Annotated in this window: 20 protein-coding genes; 18 read left to right on the top strand and 2 right to left on the bottom strand. The window is 54.8% G+C overall.

Going from position 1 to position 20888, the window contains the following annotated elements; genetic code table 11:
* The first annotated feature begins 69 nt into the window (after positions 1–69).
* The 7 genes from GOX61_RS02735 to GOX61_RS02705 all read left to right on the top strand — a co-directional run bounded on the left by GOX61_RS02735 (position 70) and on the right by GOX61_RS02705 (position 7042).
* Positions 70–1314: a sarcosine oxidase subunit beta family protein gene (locus tag GOX61_RS02735; RefSeq protein WP_155151276.1), complete on the top strand. Its 1245-nt coding sequence runs from the start codon at positions 70–72 to the stop codon at positions 1312–1314.
* 85 nt (positions 1315–1399) lie between these two features.
* A complete protein-coding gene (locus GOX61_RS02730; protein WP_170331064.1) occupies positions 1400–1729 on the top strand; it encodes a sarcosine oxidase subunit delta in 330 nt (109 codons plus the stop codon).
* Positions 1730–1772: 43 nt separating this feature from the next.
* Positions 1773–4787, top strand: coding sequence for a sarcosine oxidase subunit alpha family protein (locus GOX61_RS02725; RefSeq protein ID WP_170331063.1), 3015 nt, complete (start codon positions 1773–1775; stop codon positions 4785–4787).
* Complete coding sequence (locus GOX61_RS02720; protein WP_170331062.1) at positions 4780–5346, top strand: sarcosine oxidase subunit gamma; 567 nt, start codon at positions 4780–4782, stop codon at positions 5344–5346. The genes GOX61_RS02725 and GOX61_RS02720 overlap by 8 nt, the downstream gene beginning before the upstream one ends.
* Before the next feature lie 268 nt (positions 5347–5614).
* Positions 5615–6094, top strand: coding sequence for a hypothetical protein (locus GOX61_RS02715; RefSeq protein WP_170331061.1), 480 nt, complete (start codon positions 5615–5617; stop codon positions 6092–6094).
* Between the two features lie 11 nt (positions 6095–6105).
* Positions 6106–6579 (top strand): hypothetical protein, encoded by a 474-nt coding sequence (locus GOX61_RS02710; RefSeq protein WP_170331060.1) that lies wholly within the window; start codon positions 6106–6108, stop codon positions 6577–6579.
* 19 nt (positions 6580–6598) lie between these two features.
* Complete coding sequence (locus GOX61_RS02705) at positions 6599–7042, top strand: hypothetical protein (protein ID WP_170331059.1); 444 nt, start codon at positions 6599–6601, stop codon at positions 7040–7042.
* 83 nt (positions 7043–7125) lie between these two features.
* On the opposite strand, the gene GOX61_RS02700 is transcribed toward GOX61_RS02705, so the two are convergent.
* Positions 7126–7887 carry an FkbM family methyltransferase gene (locus GOX61_RS02700; protein WP_170331058.1) on the bottom strand — a complete coding sequence of 254 codons (762 nt, stop codon included), beginning with the start codon at positions 7885–7887 and terminating at the stop codon, positions 7126–7128.
* 99 nt (positions 7888–7986) lie between these two features.
* Here GOX61_RS02700 and GOX61_RS02695 point away from each other — a divergent pair, with 99 nt between their 5' ends.
* The 7 genes from GOX61_RS02695 to GOX61_RS02665 all read left to right on the top strand — a co-directional run bounded on the left by GOX61_RS02695 (position 7987) and on the right by GOX61_RS02665 (position 15967).
* A complete protein-coding gene (locus GOX61_RS02695; protein ID WP_113789565.1) occupies positions 7987–8586 on the top strand; it encodes a superoxide dismutase in 600 nt (199 codons plus the stop codon).
* A 405-nt stretch (positions 8587–8991) separates the two neighbouring features.
* Positions 8992–10479 carry a YfcC family protein gene (locus tag GOX61_RS02690; RefSeq protein WP_170331057.1) on the top strand — a complete coding sequence of 496 codons (1488 nt, stop codon included), beginning with the start codon at positions 8992–8994 and terminating at the stop codon, positions 10477–10479.
* Between the two features lie 9 nt (positions 10480–10488).
* Entirely contained in the window at positions 10489–11868 is a 1380-nt protein-coding gene (locus GOX61_RS02685) for an amino acid permease (RefSeq protein ID WP_170331055.1), read from the top strand.
* On the top strand, positions 11865–13091 hold the full coding sequence (locus tag GOX61_RS02680) for an arginine deiminase (protein ID WP_155151242.1): 1227 nt from the start codon (positions 11865–11867) through the stop codon (positions 13089–13091). The genes GOX61_RS02685 and GOX61_RS02680 overlap by 4 nt, the downstream gene beginning before the upstream one ends.
* Positions 13092–13146: 55 nt before the next feature.
* On the top strand, positions 13147–14145 hold the full coding sequence (gene argF / locus GOX61_RS02675; protein WP_155151239.1) for an ornithine carbamoyltransferase: 999 nt from the start codon (positions 13147–13149) through the stop codon (positions 14143–14145).
* A gap of 3 nt (positions 14146–14148) precedes the next feature.
* Positions 14149–15087 (top strand): carbamate kinase, encoded by a 939-nt coding sequence (gene arcC / locus GOX61_RS02670; protein WP_170331053.1) that lies wholly within the window; start codon positions 14149–14151, stop codon positions 15085–15087.
* 415 nt (positions 15088–15502) lie between these two features.
* Positions 15503–15967 (top strand): host attachment family protein, encoded by a 465-nt coding sequence (locus GOX61_RS02665; protein WP_170331051.1) that lies wholly within the window; start codon positions 15503–15505, stop codon positions 15965–15967.
* 42 nt (positions 15968–16009) lie between these two features.
* On the opposite strand, the gene GOX61_RS02660 is transcribed toward GOX61_RS02665, so the two are convergent.
* Positions 16010–16561, bottom strand: a complete 552-nt coding sequence (locus GOX61_RS02660) for a TIGR00730 family Rossman fold protein (RefSeq protein WP_155151230.1) — start codon at positions 16559–16561, stop codon at positions 16010–16012.
* 126 nt (positions 16562–16687) lie between these two features.
* Here GOX61_RS02660 and GOX61_RS02655 point away from each other — a divergent pair, with 126 nt between their 5' ends.
* From GOX61_RS02655 to GOX61_RS02640, 4 genes are all read left to right on the top strand, one after another.
* Positions 16688–18082, top strand: a complete 1395-nt coding sequence (locus tag GOX61_RS02655) for a LysM peptidoglycan-binding domain-containing protein (RefSeq protein WP_170331050.1) — start codon at positions 16688–16690, stop codon at positions 18080–18082.
* A 77-nt stretch (positions 18083–18159) separates the two neighbouring features.
* Positions 18160–19965, top strand: coding sequence for an ABCB family ABC transporter ATP-binding protein/permease (locus GOX61_RS02650; RefSeq protein WP_155151224.1), 1806 nt, complete (start codon positions 18160–18162; stop codon positions 19963–19965).
* 43 nt (positions 19966–20008) lie between these two features.
* A complete protein-coding gene (locus GOX61_RS02645) occupies positions 20009–20401 on the top strand; it encodes a DUF2147 domain-containing protein (protein ID WP_170331049.1) in 393 nt (130 codons plus the stop codon).
* A 161-nt stretch (positions 20402–20562) separates the two neighbouring features.
* A complete protein-coding gene (locus tag GOX61_RS02640; RefSeq protein WP_155151218.1) occupies positions 20563–20886 on the top strand; it encodes a hypothetical protein in 324 nt (107 codons plus the stop codon).
* The last annotated feature ends 2 nt before the right edge of the window (positions 20887–20888 follow it).

Below are 20888 nucleotides of genomic sequence, written 5' to 3'. Positions count from 1 at the left end.
GTGCGGCAGGGGTATTCTGCCCTCACAATGCATATCTGCGCCCAATCACGAGACCTGACGGATTCGCACATGAGACACTATTCAGCCTTTGCTGTAGCGCGTGAGGCGCTGCGTTATCACACCGGGTGGGAACGCGCCTGGCGTTCGCCCGAGCCTAAAAAGCGCTATGACGTCATCATCGTAGGCGCTGGTGGTCACGGTCTGGCGACCGCGTATTACCTGGGCAAGAACTATGGCATCCAGAATGTTGCGGTAATCGAAAAAGGATGGCTGGGTGGTGGCAACACCGGCCGGAACACGACCATTATCCGCTCGAACTATCTTCAGGACCCTTCCGCCGCGATCTACGAAAAGGCGCGTGGCCTCTATGAAGACCTGAGCCAGGACCTGAACTACAACGTCATGTTCAGCCCGCGCGGCGTTATGATGCTGGCCCAGACCCAGCACGAAATCCGCGGATATCAGCGTACGGCCCATGCCAACGCGCTGCAGGGCGTAAAGACCGAATGGATCGGCCCCGAGCGCGTGAAGGAACTGGTGCCAATCATCAATATCCACGGCCCGCGTTATCCCGTTCTTGGGGCGCTGTGGCAGGAACGTGGTGGCACCGCGCGTCACGATGCTGTGGCCTGGGGTTATGCTCGTGCCTGCTCGAACATGGGTATGGATATCATCCAGAAATGCGAGGTTACCGGCGTCCGTCAGGAAAATGGCCGCGTAACAGGTGTGGAAACCACCAAAGGTGCGATCGAATGTGACAAGCTGGGCATCGTGGTTGCGGGCCATTCCGGTCAGTTGGCCGAGATGGCAGGCTTCCGTCTGCCGGTAGAGTCTCTCGCGCTGCAGGCTTTGGTTTCTGAGCCGATCAAACCCTGCATGGATGTGGTCGTAATGGCCAACACCGTGCACGGTTACATGTCTCAGTCCGACAAGGGTGAGATGGTGATCGGCGGCGGTACCGACGGATTCAACAACTACACCCAGCGCGGGTCTTTCCATCACATCGAGGAAACGGTCCGAGCGCTGGTAGAAACTTTCCCGATGATCTCGCGTCTGAAAATGCTGCGCCAGTGGGGTGGCATCGTGGATATGACCGGTGACCGGTCTCCGATCCTGTCGAAAACGCCTTTGGGTGGCTGCTTCATCAACTGTGGTTGGGGTACCGGTGGCTTCAAGTCGATCCCCGGCTCTGGTTGGGGCATGGCGCAGCTAATGGCTACGGGCCACTCGCCGCTGACCGAAGCCTTCTCGCTGGAGCGTTTCAAAGAAGGTCGCTTTATCGACGAAAGCGTTGCAGCCGGGGTGGCGCACTAAGGTCCGGCTGAACTGGTCCTGACCGTGTCAAACGATAGATTTCAGGTTGGCTTTGTTGCTGACCTACCGCCGAAAGGATGAACATATGCTGATCCTCAATTGCCCGTATTGCGGCGTGGATGCTGAAGAGTCGGAACTGGCCGCTGGCGGTGAAGCGCATCTGAAGCGCTTTGGCCCCGGGTCGTCGGATGGTGATTTCCACGACTACCTGTTCATGCGTGAAAACCCGAAAGGTGTTCATTTTGAACGCTGGCGCCATGCAAATGGCTGCGGCAAGTGGTTTCACGCTGCGCGCTGCACAAATACGCTTGAAGTATTCGGAACGTATTCCGCTCAGACTTCTGAGCCACCAAAGGAAATTCGCGAAGCCATTTCGGCCAAGCGCCCCGGCTGGAAGTGGAGAGACTTTGAATGATCCGCTTCGCCATTTGTAATTCCGCCTGCGAAAGGTCCGCAACATGAGCACCCGTCTCGCAAAACAAGGCCGGCTGATTGACCGGTCGAAACAGGTCACCTTTACCTTCAACGGCACCTCAATGCAGGGCTATGAGGGCGACACGCTTGCCTCGGCCTTGCTGGCCAATGATCAGATGATGATGGGCCGGTCGTTCAAATACCACCGTCCGCGTGGCGTTGTCGCCAGCGGCGCGGAAGAGCCGAACGCCTTGGTTGGTCTGGGGCAGGGCAGCCGGTTCGAACCGAACCAGCGCGCCACAACCACTGAACTGTTCAATGGCCTGACCGCAATTTCACAGAACCACTGGCCGAACCTCGAATTCGACATCGGCGCTGTGAACACCGCGCTGGCCCGGTTCCTGCCGGCTGGTTTCTACTACAAGACGTTCATCCACCCCAAACCGTTTTGGAAGCACGTCTATGAGCCGTTCATTCGTCAGTCCGCCGGTCTGGGCAAGGCGCCGGACAAAGAGACACGCGATGCCGATACCTATGAGCACTTCTACGCCTTCACCGATGTTCTGGTGATCGGTGGCGGTGTCGCTGGTCTTCAGGCGGCTAAGTCTGCAGCGCAATCAGGCGCAAAGGTCATGCTGATTGAGCAGACCGCGCATTGGGGTGGTCGCGCCCCGGTTGATGGTGGAACCATCAATGGCGAGCCTGTGGATAAGTTCGTGGAACAATTGGTTTCCGAACTCGAAACAATGGATAACGTCACCATGCGGTCACGCTGCATGGGGGCAGGCGTCTATGACCACGGTTATGTACTGGGTTACGAGCGTCTGACAGATCACAAGCCGGGCACACAAGGCCCTCGTCATCGCCTATGGCGCATCCGCGCCAAACAGGTCGTGACTGCGACCGGTGCAATCGAACGCCCGCTGTCCTTTGCTGGTAACGACGTGCCGGGTGTCATGCTGGCCTCGGCCATGCGCGACTATGTCGTGAACTGGGGTGTGACCCCGGGTGACCGCGTGATCATCGCCACCAACAACGATGATGCCTATCGTACTGCAATCATCCTGAAACAGGCTGGTGTTGACGTCCTGCGTGTCGTTGATGCCCGTGCCGCAGCGGGACCATTGGCTGAGGAAGCACGCCAGCTTGGCATTCGTGTTGATCCCGGTAAGGCGATTGCCAAGGTCAAAGGTGGCAAGCGCGTCAAGAAGGTTGCGATCTGCAATCAGGAAGGCATCGGTGGTGCCCGGGAAGAGGTCGAATGTGATGCCGTTGCCATGTCGGGCGGCTGGTCTCCGGTCGTTCACATGTGGTCACACTGCGGTGGCAAACTGATCTGGGATGAAGCGAATGCGCATTTCCGTCCTGATCCGGATCGTCCGCCACTGGGCGCCAACGGAGAAGGGTTCGTTGTGGCGGCCGGTGCCTCCAACGGGCCGCTGGGCTTGGGCGACGTTCTGACCGATGCGCATGCTGCTGGTAAAGCGGCAGCCAAGGCTGCAGGCTTCAAACCCAAGAACACCAAGGCACCAGAGGGAGCGACGACTGACGAGGCTGCGATGGAAGCAGTCTGGCTGATGCCGGCGAATGCTGAAATTCAGCTGCGCATGAAGTCCTGGCTCGACTTCCAGAACGACGTCAAAGTGTCCGACGTTCAACTGGCTGCGCGTGAAGGTTATGAAAGCGTTGAGCATACCAAGCGCTACACAACGCTGGGCATGGCAACGGATCAGGGTAAACTCAGCAATATCAACGGTCTGGCGATCCTTGCTGACTCGTTGAATTCTGAGATTCCTCAGGTCGGAACCACCACTTTCCGTCCGCCTTACACCCCCATTTCGATGGGTGCGATTGGCGGTGAGGCTCGTGGCGATGTCTTCCAGCCGATCCGTCAAACACCGATGCACAACTGGCACGACAAGAATGGCGCCGATTGGGAGCCGGTCGGCCACTGGCGCCGGACCTACGCGTATGTGCGCCCCGGAGAGTCTGTGCATGACGCGGTGAACCGTGAGGTGAAGAACACCCGCGACAACCTTGGCCTGCTGGACGCCTCGACGCTTGGTAAACTGATCGTCAAGGGCCCTGATGCCGGCAAGTTCCTGGACATGATGTACACCAACATGATGTCCACACTGAAGGTTGGCAAATGCCGCTATGGCCTGATGTGTTCAGAAAACGGTTTCCTGATCGACGACGGCGTTGTTGCGCGTATCGATGAGGATACATGGCTATGCCACACGACCACCGGTGGAGCGGAACGTATCCACGGCCATATGGAAGAGTGGCTGCAGACCGAATGGTGGGACTGGAAAGTCTACGTTGCAAACGTGACCGAGCAATATGCGCAGGTCGCCGTTGTCGGCCCCAACGCCCGCAAGGTGTTGGAGAAGCTGGGCGGCATGGATGTCAGCAAAGAGGCGTTGCCGTTCATGGAGTGGCGTGACGGCAAGATTGGCGAGTTTGATTGCCGCGCCTACCGCATCTCGTTCTCGGGTGAGCTATCTTATGAGATCGCCGTCCCCGCCAGCCAGGGTCAGGCGTTCTGGGATGCCTTGATGGACGCAGGCAAGGAATTCGGTGTGATGCCTTACGGCACCGAATGCCTGCACATCCTGCGGGCCGAGAAGGGCTTTATCATGATCGGGGATGAAACCGATGGCACCGTGATCCCGCAGGATCTGGGGCTGCACTGGGCGATCTCGAAAAAGAAAGAGGACTTCCTCGGTAAGCGTGCGCAAGAGCGCGAGCACATGATCGATCCCGACCGCTGGAAACTGGTCGGTCTTGAGACTGTGGATGGTTCCGTAATCCCTGATGGGGCCTACGCAGTGGGTGAGGGGGTAAACGCCAACGGTCAGCGCAATATGATCGGGCGTGTAACCTCGACCTATTACTCGGCCAATCTGGGCAAGGGAATTGCCATGGGGCTGATCAAACATGGTCCGGATCGCATGGGTGAAATCGTCGAGTTCCCGGGTACAGACGACAAAATCTACAAAGCCAAGATCGTAGACCCGATCTTCTTTGACAAGGACGGGGAGAAGCAGAATGTCTGAACCCATCAGCGCATTGAACCACGCCAGCTATGATGGCATTGCCAAGGTCGAGGAGTGCGGCCTGCAGGGTATGATCACCTTGCGTGGTGATCTTTCAGACAAGGTTCTGATCAAGGCAGTTAAAGATGCGACAGGGCAGAAGGTTCCCGGTCAGCGCGAAGTCTTCGTGGATGGAGATACCGGCGTTTGCTGGATGTCGACCGATGAGTTGCTTGTGCTGGTGCCATATGCCGAGGTTGAGGCCAAACTGGCAGCGATGACCAATGCTCTTAGCGGGACACATGCACTTGCGGTCAACGTATCTGACGCGCGTGCGGTGTTCCGTATCTCGGGAGGAAGTGCGCGCGAGGTTCTGGGCAAGCTGGCGCCGGTCGAACTGTCGGCCGAAGCCTTCCAGCCCGGGCAGATCCGCCGTTCACGTTTAGCTCAGGTAGCTGGGGCGTTCTGGATGGACGACGCCGAGACTTTCCGCGTGGTGTGTTTCCGTTCGGCAGCAGACTATGTATTCAAACTGCTCAAGGTTGCAGCACAGCCTGGCAGTGAAGTTGGGGTCTACTGACCTTACAGTTTTTAGATAACCGCAAACAAACGTGCCATCCTGCAACAGCAGGGTGGTATTTTTGTTTTGATATTGCAGATTTATTTGATCTTCGGCTATGAGTTTGGACAAGGTCGAAGTGACACTGATAAGTTGATGGGATTCAAATTTTTGTGTTTTCCGGTTCTTCCGCGGTTTATCGGAAAGGTCGGTTTTGTAAGTCACTAATGCAATCATAACTTGTTTTTGAAACCAGCCATAGACGAAGGCCATAGATAGCAAAATTTCAATGAAGATTTTTAGAACTGCCATTCTGGCCGCGTTGGCGACAGCTGTATTTGTCGGCCTGGCCAATTCTGAGGAATACAAAGAGACGTTTGAATGCTCATTCGAGAAGGGAATGGGAAAACGTCCCACGCCAACTCGTTTAGTGTTTTCTGTAGATCTCTACGGGCGATCTGCACTTTTACACGAAGTAGAAATTCCACGTATCGACACAACACCCGGTGTAGCTGACGTTAAAAGAGATAGTTACAAGGTACTTTCAATCTCGTGGCCAGCAAAACGGTACGTCTTCTCAGAAGATGGCAGAAAAATAAATTCTCATAGTGTAAGTATCGAAAGTATCGACCTTAATACGCAGGAGTTTTCCATTTTCTTGGATCGCCGAACGATGAAAGCAATTGCGCGGACACAGTCCAGCAATATTCGCTACAAATACGGCGAAGCCGAAGGTCAATGCATTCTAAGAGCCTTTCCCAATAACTAGATGAGTAAAAAATGAAGACTGCTATAGCTGCCCTTTTTCTGGGTTTGTCTACGGTTGGTACATCCGTGGCTGCCGAAACATTTAAAGAGACTTTTGAGTGTGAGTTTGGGCGTGGCCTTGCAAATCGGCCAACGCCGAGCCGGGTCGTGTTCTCGGTGGATGAATATGGACGGTCAGCACTGTTGCACAACGTCGAAATTCCAAAGCTCGACACCGATACCGGATCAGGCAGGATAAAGCGGGATACTCACAAGTTACTGGCTATAGCGTGGGTTGGCGATAACTACCTCTATACCGCGAGCGGACGGCCTTACGCGACGAACGAGTCTCGGTATGACGCGATCGACCTGCGCGATCTCGAATTCACGATCAATCTAAACCGAAATACTATGAAGGCGACGGTAAAGTCGGCGACTTCCATCGCATACAACCGGCGTGATGGCTTCGCGAAAGGAAGCTGCATCGCAATCGCTGCACCAAAATAACCAGACAAGGAATGTATCGATGAAACAAGTAATCATCGCGACGAGCTTAGCGCTTTTTGCAGCAACTGCTCAGGCGGAAGTACGGAACTACGAATGTTCCGTACATAGTATCGAAGCACAAGGTTGGATTCCACCGCGCGTGATACTTAGCATCGACCCTGAGAATAAGCGAGCAAGGGCCTTTGATGGGGCTATCATTTCCGCAAATGAGCTCGCAGGACGGGAAGAAAACACGCCTGTGGACGCTCGCTTCAAATCTACGCGCAAAGGTGAATACGAGGTGAGCTGGCGGATTACGCTTTCCTCAAATTCAACCCGACAATTTCGAGTGAACTATACCGCGAAACTAAATCCGGAAACCAACAAGCTGAACATGCGTGCGAATTTCCCCATGGATGGCTTAGCCAATAGGCCTAAGGGGGACGGGGTCTGTAAATTGGTAAGTAAACCAAGCCTTTATTGAATGTACCCAAGCTGGAGAAAGCGGGATATCCTCGCTTTCTTCGTTGTCGCCGGGAGCTTTCTTATTCTTCGTCCTGGCGTTGTTCAGTCTTTGAACAAGACGGTATGATAGCGTGATAATCCAGCGCTGGATAGCAGGCTTAGTCTATCCAGAGGTGCGTTGTTCCCGTCGTAAGCATCAGAGTAAAAGGACAAAACATTGAGTAGAGCAGCAGTTTTTTCGTGCCGCTCCTCAACTTCCAACAATGGTGCATGAAGGGAAAGCAATAAAGCGGGGCGTTGCTTTTTCAGCCATTCCAACAAAGTTGGTAGTACGAGGAATTCAGCCCCTTCGATATCCATTTTGACAAGTGAGATTTTCGACAGATCGTTTGCAGTTTCGAACTGATCCCAGGCGATCGTAAGTGTGTCGTTCCCATGTTCAGCGTCGTGCAACAGAGAACTGGTTGAATCCCCGGGCTCTCCGCGAACTGAGGCCATGCGAGCGACGCCGAATTTGTCTGAAAGGGCCACACCAAACGCCGAGACGTTGTCGATGTCGTTGAGGTCCAGATTCCATGCCAGATGGCGGAACGCGGTTGGATCGGGCTCGAAACACCAGACATGCCGGGCTTTGCGGGCACCGTATAGAACCGTCGGGCCAATCCAGGCACCGATGTCCAGATAGTCACGGTCGGGCGAGAGGTATTTGTCGAGTATCGCGAATGTCTCAGGTTCCCACGCACCGGATGACGCCTTACGCCAGAATTTCGAATGATAGGGGTCAAGGCGGAAGGGCTCGCCATTCAGGTTGCCCGCATAGTATCCGCGGGCGCGGTAGAACATCTTGCGCGCCTGTGTAAGCATTGCCTGCCTCCGGGTTTTCTTGTCTCGGCTCTTGACCTGCGCGCGTGGCCAAAGCATTTAACCTTGGGAACCGCAACTTATATTTAACAGGGGGCCGACATGGCTTTTGAACTTCCTGATCTTCCTTATGCACATGACGCGCTGGCAGCCAAGGGTATGTCCGCGGAAACGTTGGAATATCACCACGACCTGCACCACAAGGCCTATGTCGACAATGGCAACAAGCTGATCGCCGGGACTGAGTGGGACGGCAAGTCGCTGGAAGAGATCATCGTTGGCACCTACGACGCAAACGCTGTTGCGCAAAACGGCATCTTCAACAACATCAGCCAGCTGTGGAACCACAACCAGTTCTGGGAAATGATGGGCCCCGGCGGCAACGCTATGCCCGGTGAGCTGGAGAAAGCTCTGACCGAAAGCTTCGGCTCGGTTGACGAATTCAAGTCGCAGTTCAGCGCAGCTGGCGCAGGTCAGTTCGGCTCGGGCTGGGCATGGCTGGTCAAGAACGCAGACGGTTCGCTGGCCGTAACCAAGACCGAGAACGGCGTGAACCCGCTGTGCTTTGGTCAGACGGCGCTGCTGGGATGTGATGTGTGGGAGCACAGCTACTACATCGATTTCCGCAACAAGCGTCCAGCTTACCTGTCGAACTTCCTCGACAATCTGGTGAACTGGGAAAACGTTGCATCGCGGATGTAATTGTTAACCCGATATGGGTTAATTTATGGCCTGCTGGCGGTGACGCTGGCAGGCCTCTTCTTTTTGGGATGTCTTTTACCAATGCCATTGCGGCGTTTTGCTTTCTTCATCGAATGACTGGTTCGAGCCCGAACTCGCCAATGGTACGCGATGTCTGGACTTCCGCATTCTGCCGCACACTGCTTGCTGCGTGAGCAAAAAGTCGAAATCCGATCAACGTCCGCTCAGGGCTTGTGCGACCCGTCCAATATCGCCGGTGTTAGTCTAAGGCAGACATTGTCCAAGTGTTTGACCGTCTCACGTTTTACGAAAGTGACAAGTCGTCAGGTTAGTACTAAGGTGGCAAAATAAAAATTCGAATGTTTGACTATTCCGCTGCTCAACTTCATCTTTCGAGAGTTTAGTATGTCTAAGTTCAAATTTCCCACCGCCTTTACGATACTCTTTATTCTAATTGCCGTGGTGGCAATTCTCACTTGGGTTATCCCCGCTGGCGAGTATGAGCGCCAGATGAATGAAGCTTTAGGTAGCGAGGCACCGGTGCCAGGCACCTATCATGAGGTGGAACCAAACCCTCAGGGTCTTGCATCGGTCATACTTGCGCCAATTGCCGGCATGTATGACCCGGGGCTACTCGGAAGCTCGTCCAGCGCCGCAATTGATGTGGCGTTTTTTGTTCTGATCATTGGCGGTTTTCTGATGGTTGTCACAAAAACCGGTGCGATAGATGCCGGAATAGGCTGGTTGCTGCACAGGTTGGCAGGGCGGGAAATCCTGATGATCCCGATCCTGATGATCGCATTCGCATTTGGCGGAACCAGCTATGGTATGGCCGAGGAATCGCTGGCGTTCTATGCATTGATCATTCCTGTTTTCATAAGGGCTGGATACGACTCGCTGACTGGTGTCGCTGTTATCATGCTGGGCGCGGGGATCGGCACTTTGGGTTCGACCTTCAACGCATTTGCGACGGTTGTTGCGTCGCAAGGTGCAGGTATTCCATTCACGAACGGGATTGTCCTGAGGTTCATCATTCTTGCCTTGTGCCTGACTGCAGGCATTGCCTTCGTCATGCGATATGCAAGGCGGGTAAAAGCTGACCCATCCTTATCAGTGGTGGCGGATCAGGCCGAGGATAACAGGGCTCATTTTCTGAAAGGTTCGGAAAGCGGCGACGCATTCCCGGAATTGACGCGGACGCGGTCTATCATCCTGATCCTGTTCGGAATTACGTTCGCTGTGATGATCTATGGTGTGGTTGCATTGGGTTGGTGGATGGCCCGAATGTCAGGCCTCTTCCTTGTCATGTCGATCATTGTCTGGTGGGTCGGTAAGCTGGATGAAGGATCCCGAATGGATGAGGCGACCTTTGTCGAAACCTTTGTCGACGGTGCGCGTGATTTGTTGGGGGTTGCTCTGATCATCGGCGTGGCGCGCGGAGTGGTCGTCATCATGGATGCGGGCAAGATCACCGACACGATTCTGGCGGGGGCCGAGGGATTTGTGTCCGGCCTAAGCGAGTTTGCCTTTATCAACGCCATGTTTGGCATTCAGATTCTGATGTCATTCCTTGTGCCATCGTCATCGGGGTTGGCGACGCTTTCGATGCCGATCATGGCGCCCCTTGCTGACTTCGCAGGTGTCGGGCGCGATCTGGTGGTTACTGCCTATCAATCCGCCAACGGTTGGGTGAACTTATTCAACCCGACGTTCGCGGTTGTTATGGGCGGTTTGGCCATTGGACGGGTTTCTTACGACCGATGGCTTCGGTTCGTATTCCCATTGCTGGTTATCCTTGCCGTCATCATTTGCGCCGCGCTCACCATTGGGGCCATGACAGATCCGGGGATAGACGCGCCTCAGACGGAGACTTCAGACGCAACTTCGAACTGAGTCCACGCGATGACTGAACATTCCCCATCAAAGGCTAAGCCAACATCAGGTGCTCTTGGGCTGACTGCGTGTATCGCGCTGGTTGTGGGGAACATGATAGGTTCAGGGGTGTTTTTGCTTCCGGCCTCGTTGGCTCCGTTTGGGCCGATCGCAATCGGAGGTTGGGTTCTGACATCGGCCGGGGCCCTTGTTTTGGCGATTATCTTCGGAAGATTATCCCGTGTCGTGACCAAACCGGGCGGTCCTTATGCCTACTCGCAAGAGGCGTTCGGGGATTTTGCCGGTTTCATCATTGCGTGGGGCTACTGGATCGCCCTTTGGACCGGAAATGCGGCCGTGGCGGTGGCATTGGTCGGATATCTGGGCTTTCTGTTTCCGATTATTGTCGATGTCCCCATGTATGGGCTGGCAACGGCGCTTATCGCGATCTGGTCGCTGACTCTGATCAATATTCGCGGTGTCGAAGGGGCCGGGTTTGTTCAGATCATTACGACGATCCTGAAACTTGCCCCTCTGATCCTGATCGGCGCGTTGGGGATTTTCTGGGTCAATACCGAGAACTATTTTCCGATCAATCACAGCGGCACTACCGCGATTTCCGCGATCTCTGCTTCGGCTGCGCTGACATTGTGGGCCTATCTGGGTCTTGAATCGGCAACTGTGCCCTCAGGGGATGTCATCGAACCTGAAAAGACGATCCCGCGCGCCACCGTGATCGGCGTCATCATCGCAGCCTGCGTCTATATCTCGGTCACTGCTGTATCGATGGGTGTGCTTCCTCCCGATGTACTGGCGGCATCGGCTGCTCCGCTCGCCGCAGTGGGTGAGGTTATGTTTGGCACATTCGGCGGTCTTCTTGTTGCGTTCGGGGCGGTAATCTCAACATTTGGAACCCTGAACGGGTTTACCTTGCTGAGCGGTCAAGTGCCTTACGGCGCGGCCCTTGATCGGGTCTTTCCGGCCGCCCTTGGGCAGCAGTCAAAATTCGGAACTCCGGCCAATGCGCTGATCCTGTCCAACCTTCTGGCATCCCTGTTGCTTATCCTGAATTTCGCGCAAGGTCTGGTTGCAGCATTCAACTTTGTGATCCTGCTGGCAGTCATGGCCAGCCTGCTTCCATACGCAATTTGTTCAGTCGCCGAGATCATGATCCGACTGAAAGGTGGCGAAGTCCTGCGGGGTGCGGAACTGGCGAAAGTAGCTGTTCTGGGAATGCTTGGGTTCACTTACTCGGTCTGGGCGTTCATCGGGTCCGGTGCGGAAACTGTTTTGATTGGTTCTGTCCTGCTGCTTGCGGGCGTGCCCATCCATGTCTGGGTCCGCTGGAACCAGGCCAATGACGTTGAAGACATTCAGAAAACGGATACTTCGAAAGGAGAGTTGCCATGAAGCTCGGCGTTCATTCCGAGATCGGAAAGCTCAACAAGGTGATCGTCTCGCGCCCGTCACTGGCGCACGACCGCCTGACACCGCGAAATTGCGAAGAGCTTTTGTTCGATGACGTGATCTGGGTCGAACAGGCCCGCAAGGATCACGCCGAGTTTTGCTCTTTGATGCGTGAACGCGGGGTCGAGGTTTATGATATCCAGGATCTGCTGGCCGAAGCGATCCGTTCAGATCCTGCTGCACGTGCTTTCCTTCTTGATCGCCTGATCACACCCAACATGGTCGGGCTGGGGTTTTCCGTGGAAATGAGGGCCTGGCTGGATGAGATGGATGCAAAGCTGCTTGCCCGGCATATGCTGGGTGGCATCATCTTTGCAGATCTTCCCAAGGGAATGATCGACGAGCAGTTCGGTGATCTGGTTTCATTGGGCGATTTCATCCTGCCGGCGATCCCCAACGCGCAGTTCCAGCGCGACCCCTCCTGCTGGATTTTCGACGGCGTGACGACAAACCCGATGTTCTGGCCCGCACGTAAGCCGGAAACCTTGATCATGCGCACGGTGTACCGGCATCATAAATTGTTCAAAGACGCCGAATTCGAATTTTGGTGGGGCGATAGTGATGACGATTTCGGTCTAGCCTCTGTCGAAGGCGGTGATGTTCAGCCGGTTGGCAATGGAACGGTTTTCATTGGAATGGGCGAACGTACGACCCGTCAGGCTGTGGCACAGGTTGCCGAAGCGCTGTTCAGAAAGGGCGGCGCCGAGCGTGTTGTCGCCTGCGCCATGCCCAAAAGCCGCGCGGCCATGCATCTTGATACGGTCTTCACCTGCCTAGACCACGACAAGGTCACTGCGTTCTCGGAAGTCGCAGACCAGATCACCTGTATTTCGATCCGTCCCGGTGACCGTGGGGATTTGGATATCCACGTGGAGAAAGGGCACCTGTTCGACGTTTACAAAGAGGCTCTGGGGCTGAATTCGCTGGAGGTCATTTCAACCGGCGGCAATGAGTTCCAGGCCGAACGCGAACAATGGGATGACGGCAACAACGTCGTGGCCCTCTCGCCTGGTGTGGTCGTCGGCTATGCGCGCAACACGTTCACAAACGGCAAGATGCGTGCAGCTGGTGTCGAAGTTATCGAGATCTCGGGTCAGGAACTGGGGCGCGGTCGAGGTGGTGGCCACTGCATGACATGCCCGATCGACCGCGATCCCGCCTATTGAATTTACCAAGGGCGCAACCGCCTGCGCCAAAAGACTTTTGTTAGGGAGAGACCAAATGGCATTCAATCTCAAAGGCCGCAGTTATCTGAAAATTGCCGACTTCAGCCAACGTGAAATGCTGTATCTGCTGGATTTGGCCCGCGACCTGAAACGCGCAAAGTACGCACGTGCCGAACAGCAGTCGCTAAAGGGTAAAAACATCTGTTTGATCTTCGAGAAAACTTCGACCCGCACCCGCTGCGCGTTTGAAGTTGCGGCTTACGATCAGGGTGCGAACATCACCTATCTGGACCCATCGGGCTCGCAGATCGGTCACAAGGAATCCATGAAAGACACGGCCCGCGTATTAGGGCGTATGTTCGACGGGATCGAATTTCGCGGCGCAGGTCAGGACATGGTCGAGACGTTGTCAGACTATGCTGGTGTCCCGGTCTACAACGGCCTGACGGATGACTGGCACCCGACCCAGATGCTCGCCGATATGCAAACCATGATCGAGCATGCGGACAAACCGCGCAAAGACATCGTCTACGCCTATTCAGGCGATTGCAGGTCGAACATGGGCAACTCGCTGCTGATGCTAGGCGCGATCATGGGATGTGATGTGCGGATGATTTCGCCGAAAGAGACGCAACCCCATGACGATGTGCGGAAGTTGGCAATGGAGCGGGCTGAAAGGACGGGCGCACGTGTGACCATCACGGACGATACCTCGGCCGTAGAAGGCGCGGATTTCATTCATACTGACGTCTGGGTGTCGATGGGTGAGCCAAAAGAGGTCTGGGCTGAGCGTATCAAGTTGCTGAGCCCTTATCAGGTCAACATGGATCTGATGAAGAAGACCGGTAATCCAGCCGTCAAATTCATGCATTGTCTGCCCGCCTTCCACAATCTGGACACCAAGGTCGGTCAGGACATTCATGAACAGTTCGGCATCACCGAAATGGAAGTTACTGAGGAAGTGTTCGAAAGCGATATGAACATCGCTTTTGAACAGGCCGAAAACCGGATGCACACCATCAAAGCGATCCTTGTCGCTACGTTGGGAGCCTGACCTATGGGACGCGTTGTTGTAGCACTCGGCGGCAACGCGCTTCTCAAACGGGGTGAGGAGATGACCGCGGACAATCAGCGCAAGAATGCGAAGATTGCTGCCGAAGCCCTTGCCCCTCTTTGCGAAGCGCATGAGGCTGTCATTACCCATGGCAATGGTCCGCAGGTCGGGATGCTGGCCCTGCAAGAAATCATGTACACCGATGTCGAGGAGTATCCGCTGGACGTTCTGGTCGGTGAGACGATGGGCATGATCGGTTACATGATCGAACAAGAGCTTGGTAACATCCTGCCTTTCGAACACCACATCGCTACTTTGCTGACTATGATCGAGGTGGATCCTGACGATCCAGCCTTTGACAACCCGACTAAGTTCATTGGTCAGGTCTACGCTGAGGAGGAGGCAAAAAGAGAGGCTGCCGACAAGGGGTGGACGGTAAAACCGGATGGCGAGTACTGGCGCAGGGTTGTTCCATCACCCCGACCAAAGCGCATCTTTCAGGTCGAACCGATCCGTTGGATTTTGGAGAAAGGTGCCACTGTCATCGCGGCTGGCGGCGGTGGCATTCCAACAATGTATGAGAAAGGCGCCGATCGTAAACTGGTGGGGGTCGAAGCCGTCATTGATAAGGACTTCGCGTCATGCCTGCTGGCACAGAACCTTGGTGCGGATTTCTTTGTCATCGCCACGGATGCTGAGGCCGTGTTCCTGAATTGGGGCGAACCTGACCAGAAGGGCATTCGCTCAATTACGCCCGATGCTCTTGATGAGTATGAATTCCCAGCGGGATCAATGGGACCAAAAGTGCAGGCGGCACAGGGCTTTGTACGTTCATCCGGAGGTAGGGCAATTATCTGTGCATTGGCAGATGTTCCCGCAGCCGTTCGTGGTGAAAAAGGGACAACCATCTCATTGAACGCGGGGCAAACACAGTTTCATTAAGCGTAAAAAGTAGTCTTCTGCTCATTGGAATGCTGCGAGTTATAGTTCGTGTGCTTTGCCTCCAAGGCACCGGCATATTTTGTGAGTTTTGACCGGTGGCATTACTGATCTCAGTCAACACTGCAAATATCGCCTGTCGAAATGCGTTCGCCCTCTTCCAAGCTCCCAGAGCGATGCCTCACTTATCGCTGCTCGCTCTCGCCGGTACAGGTGGAAACTTGCCTACACGTCAACTTTCGAATTGAGAGTTATTGTACCCGTGCTTGGCAGTTCCTAGCTAAAGGATGCGGAGGGGAGAGTTCCGCCAACCAATTGATAAGTAATCGGGCAGCGCGCCAAAAACCGAGGGCGCGTCACAGGTGAACTGTGCCTGACAGGCGAGGGATAGCCACAAAAACGGTATCAGGAGATCACTATGGTCGAACTTGCACAGGGAACTTGGGTTATCGTCGCCGACGGAGAAAAGGCGCTGTTTATGGAAAATATCACAGACGCCGAAGACCCAAATCTGGTCGTCGTCTCAGTCGAAGAGCAGGAACAGGAAACGGCACGCCTGAAACCCTCGGATCGGGCCGGACGTCGCTATGATCGTGGCCCCAAGCAGAAATCTGCGGTCGAAGAGGGCACCTGGAAAACCCATGCGAAATCTCTGTTTGTACAGGACCTGGCCAATTTGCTGAACCGCAAGGGCCTCAAGGGGGCCTACAAACGACTGGTGCTGGTCGCCAGCCCCCATGTTCTTGGGCTGCTGCGACGCCGCCTACATAGCGAAGTCCTGGCAAAAGTGGTGGCTGAAGTCGACAAAACACTTACCAACCATCCCTTGCACAAGGTCGAACAAGTTTTGACCAGTCGTCTGAAAGCTACTGCGCGAGCATAAGCAAAGCAGGTGGGCGGTTTGCACCGCCCACATTCGCTCTGATCACGCAAGCAATCTGCGCAGTTCAGTCATAGCGGTTTCAGCATCCCCCACCCATGTGATGAAATCGGACAGCGATGCATCTGCAAAGCCCTGATCAATCACCTGATCCAATAGGGCACGCAAAGCGTCCCAGTATCCATCCACATTCATGACCAAAATGGGTTTGTCATGCAGGCCCAACTGACGCCATGTCAGCGCCTCGAAAAGTTCGTCCAATGATCCGGGGCCGCCGGGCAGTACGACAACTGCATCGGCATTCATGATCATGACCTTCTTTCGTTCGTGCATCGTCTCGGTGATGACAAAGTGGGTCAGGTCGGTTTTACCGACCTCGCGGCGCACCAGATGTACCGGGATCACTCCAAAGGTTTCGCCGCCCGCAGTCTGGGCCGCGCGTGCGACCTCACCCATAAGACCGACATCTCCGGCACCATAAACCAGTCTCCAGCCTTCATTTGCCAAAAGCTGGCCAAACTGGCGGGCAGCGTCCGAATAGGCCGTATTTTCGCCATTTCGTGACCCGCAGTACACACAGACGGATTTCTGAGACATGAATGGGGGGCTCCGGGCTTGTGTCAGAAGTTTTGACCCGTGATAGCGGGATTGATAGGTTGGCTCAACTGTCGGGCGGAATGCTTTTAACTCAAAGCATTTTTGTCGCGGGGTGAAAGGAAAAAAATGGACGCCAAGTCGGGAAACGGAAGTTCAGGCACATTCATCTGGGGGGTGATCGCCGGTATCGTTGCATTGCTGATTGCAGGAGGTTTGTACCTGTCAGGCATATTCGGTGGAGATGTAGACAAAGATCAGCAACCGCAGGAAGAGGCCGCAGTCGTGCCTGAAACTGAAGAGCAGGTCACCGAGGCTGAGGAAACACAGACCACGCAGTCAGTCGACGAACCAGCGACGGCCGAGACTGCGGAAGCGCAGGAAACCGACGAGACGGCAACCGAAGCACCTAGTGAGCAAACCGCTGATCAAGGGCATGAGGAGCAGACAACAGAAGAAGCTCCTACACAAGACGCCACCGCAGAGGCTGAAGAACCTGATACCGAACAGGAAGCAAGCGCAGATACACCGCCCGCAGTAGTTCCGCCTGTGTTGGACCAGATCTTTGTTGAAAAGGATGGCAACGCGCTTTTGTCCGGAAATGCCGAGCCGGGTAGCCAAATTCGCGTCTTGCTTGACGGCGAGCCTGTGCACTCCTTTACGGTCGACAACAGCGGACAGTTTGCTGAATTTGTTGCGATCCCATTCAGCGAAAATGCACGCGGGTTGGTTTTGGAGCATTCTGATGGGGCGCAATCGGCAAGATCCGATGATTATCTGATTGCAGCTCTTCCCGAGCCGGAGCCCGAAGTTGCTGAAGAAGAACAGATCGCCAGCGCCGAGCCAACGGCGACCGAAGAAACCGAAGAACCTGTAACCACCGCAAATGCTGATGAGACGCAGACAGCCACGGATGAAACCGATGAACAGGTGGCCGAAGAACCTGAAGCAGAGGCGACCGACGATCAACAAATTGCAGTGTTGCGTTCGGGTGAAGAGGGGGTTGAACTTGTCCAATCGCCCACTGCATCTGCTGACGCTCCGAAACAGATCGAGTTGGACACAATCGGCTATTCTGATACCGGCGATGTTCAGTTAACCGGTCGGGCGCAGGATGGTTCGGCGGTTCGTCTGTACCTGGATAATCGGTTGGTTGCTGAACTGTCGCCCGATGAAAGCGGAAAATGGCGCGGTGATCTCGAGGGGATCGACCCCGGCGTCTACACATTGCGTGTAGATGAGATCAACACCGACGGAACGGTACTGAGCCGCGTCGAAACGCCTTTCAAACGCGAACCGGTTGAGGTTTTGCAGGCGACTGAGGAAGCAGACCCAAATCAGGCACCGGATGAAACCCCTTCAATCCGCTCGGTCACCGTGCAGAAGGGGGATACATTGTGGGCAATCTCACGTGAACGTTTTGGGGACGGTATTCTGTACGTAAAGCTGTTCGACGCGAACCGTGAACTGATCCGCGATCCAGATCTGATTTACCCGGGACAGATATTTACTATCCCTGAATAAAAGCTTGGCTCTGGTCCTTTAGGGGGCCGGGGCCTATCTCTGACCGCAGTTAAGGTACGTGAAGAGATGACCGATCAATGAGTTCTGACAACCTGCCAGAGATAGATGAGCGCCGTTCAGGCTGGCTGACCATTCGTAAGGTCGCACCGTATCTGTGGCCAGAGGATGAGCCCTGGGTCAAACGCCGTGTGATCTTTGCGATGGTCATGCTGGTGCTGGCGAAGCTGATCGCTGTTTATACTCCGATCCTTTACAAAGGCGCAGTTGACAGCTTGGCGGGCGAAGGCGTGCCACCGCTTGCACTGGGCGCGGTGGGACTCACCGTAGCCTATGGAATGGCGCGCCTGATGACGGTTGGTTTCCAGCAGCTGCGTGATGCCCTGTTTGCTCCGGTCGGCCAACGGGCCTTGCGAGCGCTGGCGCTGGAGACGTTCCAACACATCCATCAGCTATCGATGCGCTATCATATCACGCGACGCACAGGCGGCCTGAGCCGGATTATCGAACGTGGTGTGAAAGGCGTTGAGTTTCTGCTGCGGTTTTTGCTGTTTTCCATCGGCCCGCTGATCCTCGAGCTTCTGCTGGTCGCGATCATTCTCATGTGGCTGTTCGACGTTTGGTATCTGGTTGTCGTTGCTGTCACCATCGCGCTCTATATCTGGTTCACCTTTGCAGTCACTGAATGGCGGGTGAAGCTGCGGCGTGAGATGAATGATCAGGATACCGAGGCCAATCAGCGCGCCATCGACAGCCTGCTGAATTTCGAAACTGTCAAATATTTCAATGCGGAAGAGCGTGAAGCTGCACGCTATGATGTCTCGATGAAGGCATATGCGCAGGCCGCGTTAAAAACCGCATATTCGCTGGCGTTCCTTAATTTTGGTCAATCGCTTCTGATCACCTGCGGTCTGATTGGCGTGATGGTTCTGGCAGCTATTGGCGTCCAAAAGGGCACATTGACCGTCGGTGATTTCGTTATGGTGAATGCCTATATGATCCAGATAACCGTCCCCTTGAATTTTCTTGGTACGGTATATCGGGAAATCCGACAGTCGCTTGTCGATATGGGGCAGATGTTCCAACTGCTGGAACAGCCTGCAGAGGTCACGGACAAACCTGACGCAAAAGATCTGGTCGTCTCCGGAGGGCAGGTTGAGCTGGACCAGGTTCATTTTGGATATGAGGCGGACCGGGACATCCTGAAAGGCGTTTCGCTGACAGCCGAAGCAGGACAAACAGTGGCGATTGTCGGGGCAACAGGATCAGGAAAGTCGACGATTGGGCGGCTGCTCTTCCGGTTTTATGATGTGACGGGTGGTGCACTCAGGATTGATGGGCAGGACGTTCGCGATGTGACCCAGACCAGTCTGCACGCGGCTATTGGTGTGGTTCCGCAGGATACCGTCTTGTTCAATGATACCATCCGCTACAACATCGCTTACGGTCGCGAAGGCGCAAGTCAAGTCGACGTGGAAGCAGCGGCCAAAGCGGCGCAGATTCATGATTTCATCATCGCTTTGCCAGAAGGATATGACACGAAGGTGGGAGAGCGTGGCCTCAAGCTTTCGGGCGGTGAGAAACAGCGGGTTGGCATCGCGCGGACACTGCTCAAGAACCCGCCCATTCTGTTGCTGGATGAGGCGACCTCGGCGTTGGACACAGACACCGAGCAAGACATCAAAGATGCTCTGGCGCGAGCGGGAGAGGGGCGTACGGTGATTACTATCGCGCACCGCCTCAGCACGATTGCCGAGGCTGACCAGATCGTTGTGTTGGAGCAAGGTGAGATCATTGAGCAGGGCTCGCACGATGAATTGTTGGCGCGTCAGGGACGCTATGCGCAGCTATGGAGCCGTCAGCAGTCAGATACCCAGGCCGCTTAGGACCCCTGGCGTTATTGTGCTTCGGAAACAAGGAACTCTCAGTATGAAAAAACACATATTGGTTGCGCTCTTTGCACTGGGAGTACCTGTGGTTGCGTGTGCTGACCCTATCGTTGGGCTTTGGAAAACCGAACCCGACCGCAAGAACCTGATTTCGCACATTCAGATATCGGCCTGTGGCGACAAGTTCTGCGGCAAGATTGAATCCGCTTATGATGCCTCAGGCAAGGAGGTTCAGACACCGAATGTCGGAAAGCAACTATTCTGGGACGTGGCGAGTGAGGGAAGTGGAAAATACGGCGGGGGCGAATTCTGGATTCCAATGATTGACGTGGATGTGGCACCTCAGATGAACCTATCGGGTAATACGCTGACAGTTCGTGGATGCGAGCATGTGGTGTGCGGACATCAGTCCTGGACCCGTTTGGAAGAATAGTCCCTCTTCACGTGTAAGGGTGGGATCGAATATCACCCGGCATGAAAATTGCTTCATTAAGACGGTTTTGGTTGACGCGTCCGCGTTCAACCATGAAATCAACTGGACCATTTCACCAAGCGAACCCGGCCGGGTTCATTCACAACAATAGGGAAGTACCGATGAAGTTTCGTCTTGTTGCGCCGCTGATCGCGGTTGCATTGTCCGCTACTGCGGCAGTTGCCGAAGATCTGGAATTTTTGCTGATAAATGAAAGCTCGGCAGATCTTGTTGAATTCAACGTATCGTCGGCTTCTTCCGATGATTGGGAAAGCAATCTGCTTCAGGGGGGATACCTGGCGCCTGATTATGAAATCGGCGTACTGATTGCGGATGGTCTTGAAACTTGCGTGTACGACATTCGCGGAGTTTTCGCGGATGGATACACGGTCGAAGACTACAGCCTCGATCTATGTGATTTGGGTGCCTATACTTTCTCAGATTAAGG

Origin of the sequence: Ruegeria arenilitoris (genome assembly GCF_013030265.1) — a bacterium.
GTDB classification, from domain to species: domain Bacteria; phylum Pseudomonadota; class Alphaproteobacteria; order Rhodobacterales; family Rhodobacteraceae; genus Ruegeria; species Ruegeria arenilitoris_E.
Note: the sequence above shows the minus strand (reverse complement) of the source record. Positions and strands in the feature narration are given on the sequence as shown.

Bases quoted from the DNA above. Each gene is read 5' to 3' on its own strand.
- GOX61_RS02735 (WP_155151276.1), top strand. From the start codon at position 70: ATGAGACACTATTCAGCCTTTGCTGTAGCGCGTGAGGCGCTGCGTTAT.
- GOX61_RS02665 (WP_170331051.1), top strand. From the start codon at position 15,503: ATGGTCGAACTTGCACAGGGAACTTGGGTTATCGTCGCCGACGGAGAA.
- arcC (WP_170331053.1), top strand. From the start codon at position 14,149: ATGGGACGCGTTGTTGTAGCACTCGGCGGCAACGCGCTTCTCAAACGG.
- GOX61_RS02730 (WP_170331064.1), top strand. From the start codon at position 1,400: ATGCTGATCCTCAATTGCCCGTATTGCGGCGTGGATGCTGAAGAGTCG.
- GOX61_RS02645 (WP_170331049.1), top strand. From the start codon at position 20,009: ATGAAAAAACACATATTGGTTGCGCTCTTTGCACTGGGAGTACCTGTG.
- GOX61_RS02690 (WP_170331057.1), top strand. From the start codon at position 8,992: ATGTCTAAGTTCAAATTTCCCACCGCCTTTACGATACTCTTTATTCTA.
- GOX61_RS02720 (WP_170331062.1), top strand. From the start codon at position 4,780: ATGTCTGAACCCATCAGCGCATTGAACCACGCCAGCTATGATGGCATT.
- GOX61_RS02660 (WP_155151230.1), bottom strand. From the start codon at position 16,561: ATGTCTCAGAAATCCGTCTGTGTGTACTGCGGGTCACGAAATGGCGAA.
- GOX61_RS02715 (WP_170331061.1), top strand. From the start codon at position 5,615: ATGAAGATTTTTAGAACTGCCATTCTGGCCGCGTTGGCGACAGCTGTA.
- GOX61_RS02710 (WP_170331060.1), top strand. From the start codon at position 6,106: ATGAAGACTGCTATAGCTGCCCTTTTTCTGGGTTTGTCTACGGTTGGT.
- GOX61_RS02700 (WP_170331058.1), bottom strand. From the start codon at position 7,887: ATGCTTACACAGGCGCGCAAGATGTTCTACCGCGCCCGCGGATACTAT.
- GOX61_RS02685 (WP_170331055.1), top strand. From the start codon at position 10,489: ATGACTGAACATTCCCCATCAAAGGCTAAGCCAACATCAGGTGCTCTT.
- GOX61_RS02655 (WP_170331050.1), top strand. From the start codon at position 16,688: ATGGACGCCAAGTCGGGAAACGGAAGTTCAGGCACATTCATCTGGGGG.
- GOX61_RS02640 (WP_155151218.1), top strand. From the start codon at position 20,563: ATGAAGTTTCGTCTTGTTGCGCCGCTGATCGCGGTTGCATTGTCCGCT.
- GOX61_RS02695 (WP_113789565.1), top strand. From the start codon at position 7,987: ATGGCTTTTGAACTTCCTGATCTTCCTTATGCACATGACGCGCTGGCA.
- GOX61_RS02705 (WP_170331059.1), top strand. From the start codon at position 6,599: ATGAAACAAGTAATCATCGCGACGAGCTTAGCGCTTTTTGCAGCAACT.
- GOX61_RS02650 (WP_155151224.1), top strand. From the start codon at position 18,160: ATGAGTTCTGACAACCTGCCAGAGATAGATGAGCGCCGTTCAGGCTGG.
- argF (WP_155151239.1), top strand. From the start codon at position 13,147: ATGGCATTCAATCTCAAAGGCCGCAGTTATCTGAAAATTGCCGACTTC.
- GOX61_RS02680 (WP_155151242.1), top strand. From the start codon at position 11,865: ATGAAGCTCGGCGTTCATTCCGAGATCGGAAAGCTCAACAAGGTGATC.
- GOX61_RS02725 (WP_170331063.1), top strand. From the start codon at position 1,773: ATGAGCACCCGTCTCGCAAAACAAGGCCGGCTGATTGACCGGTCGAAA.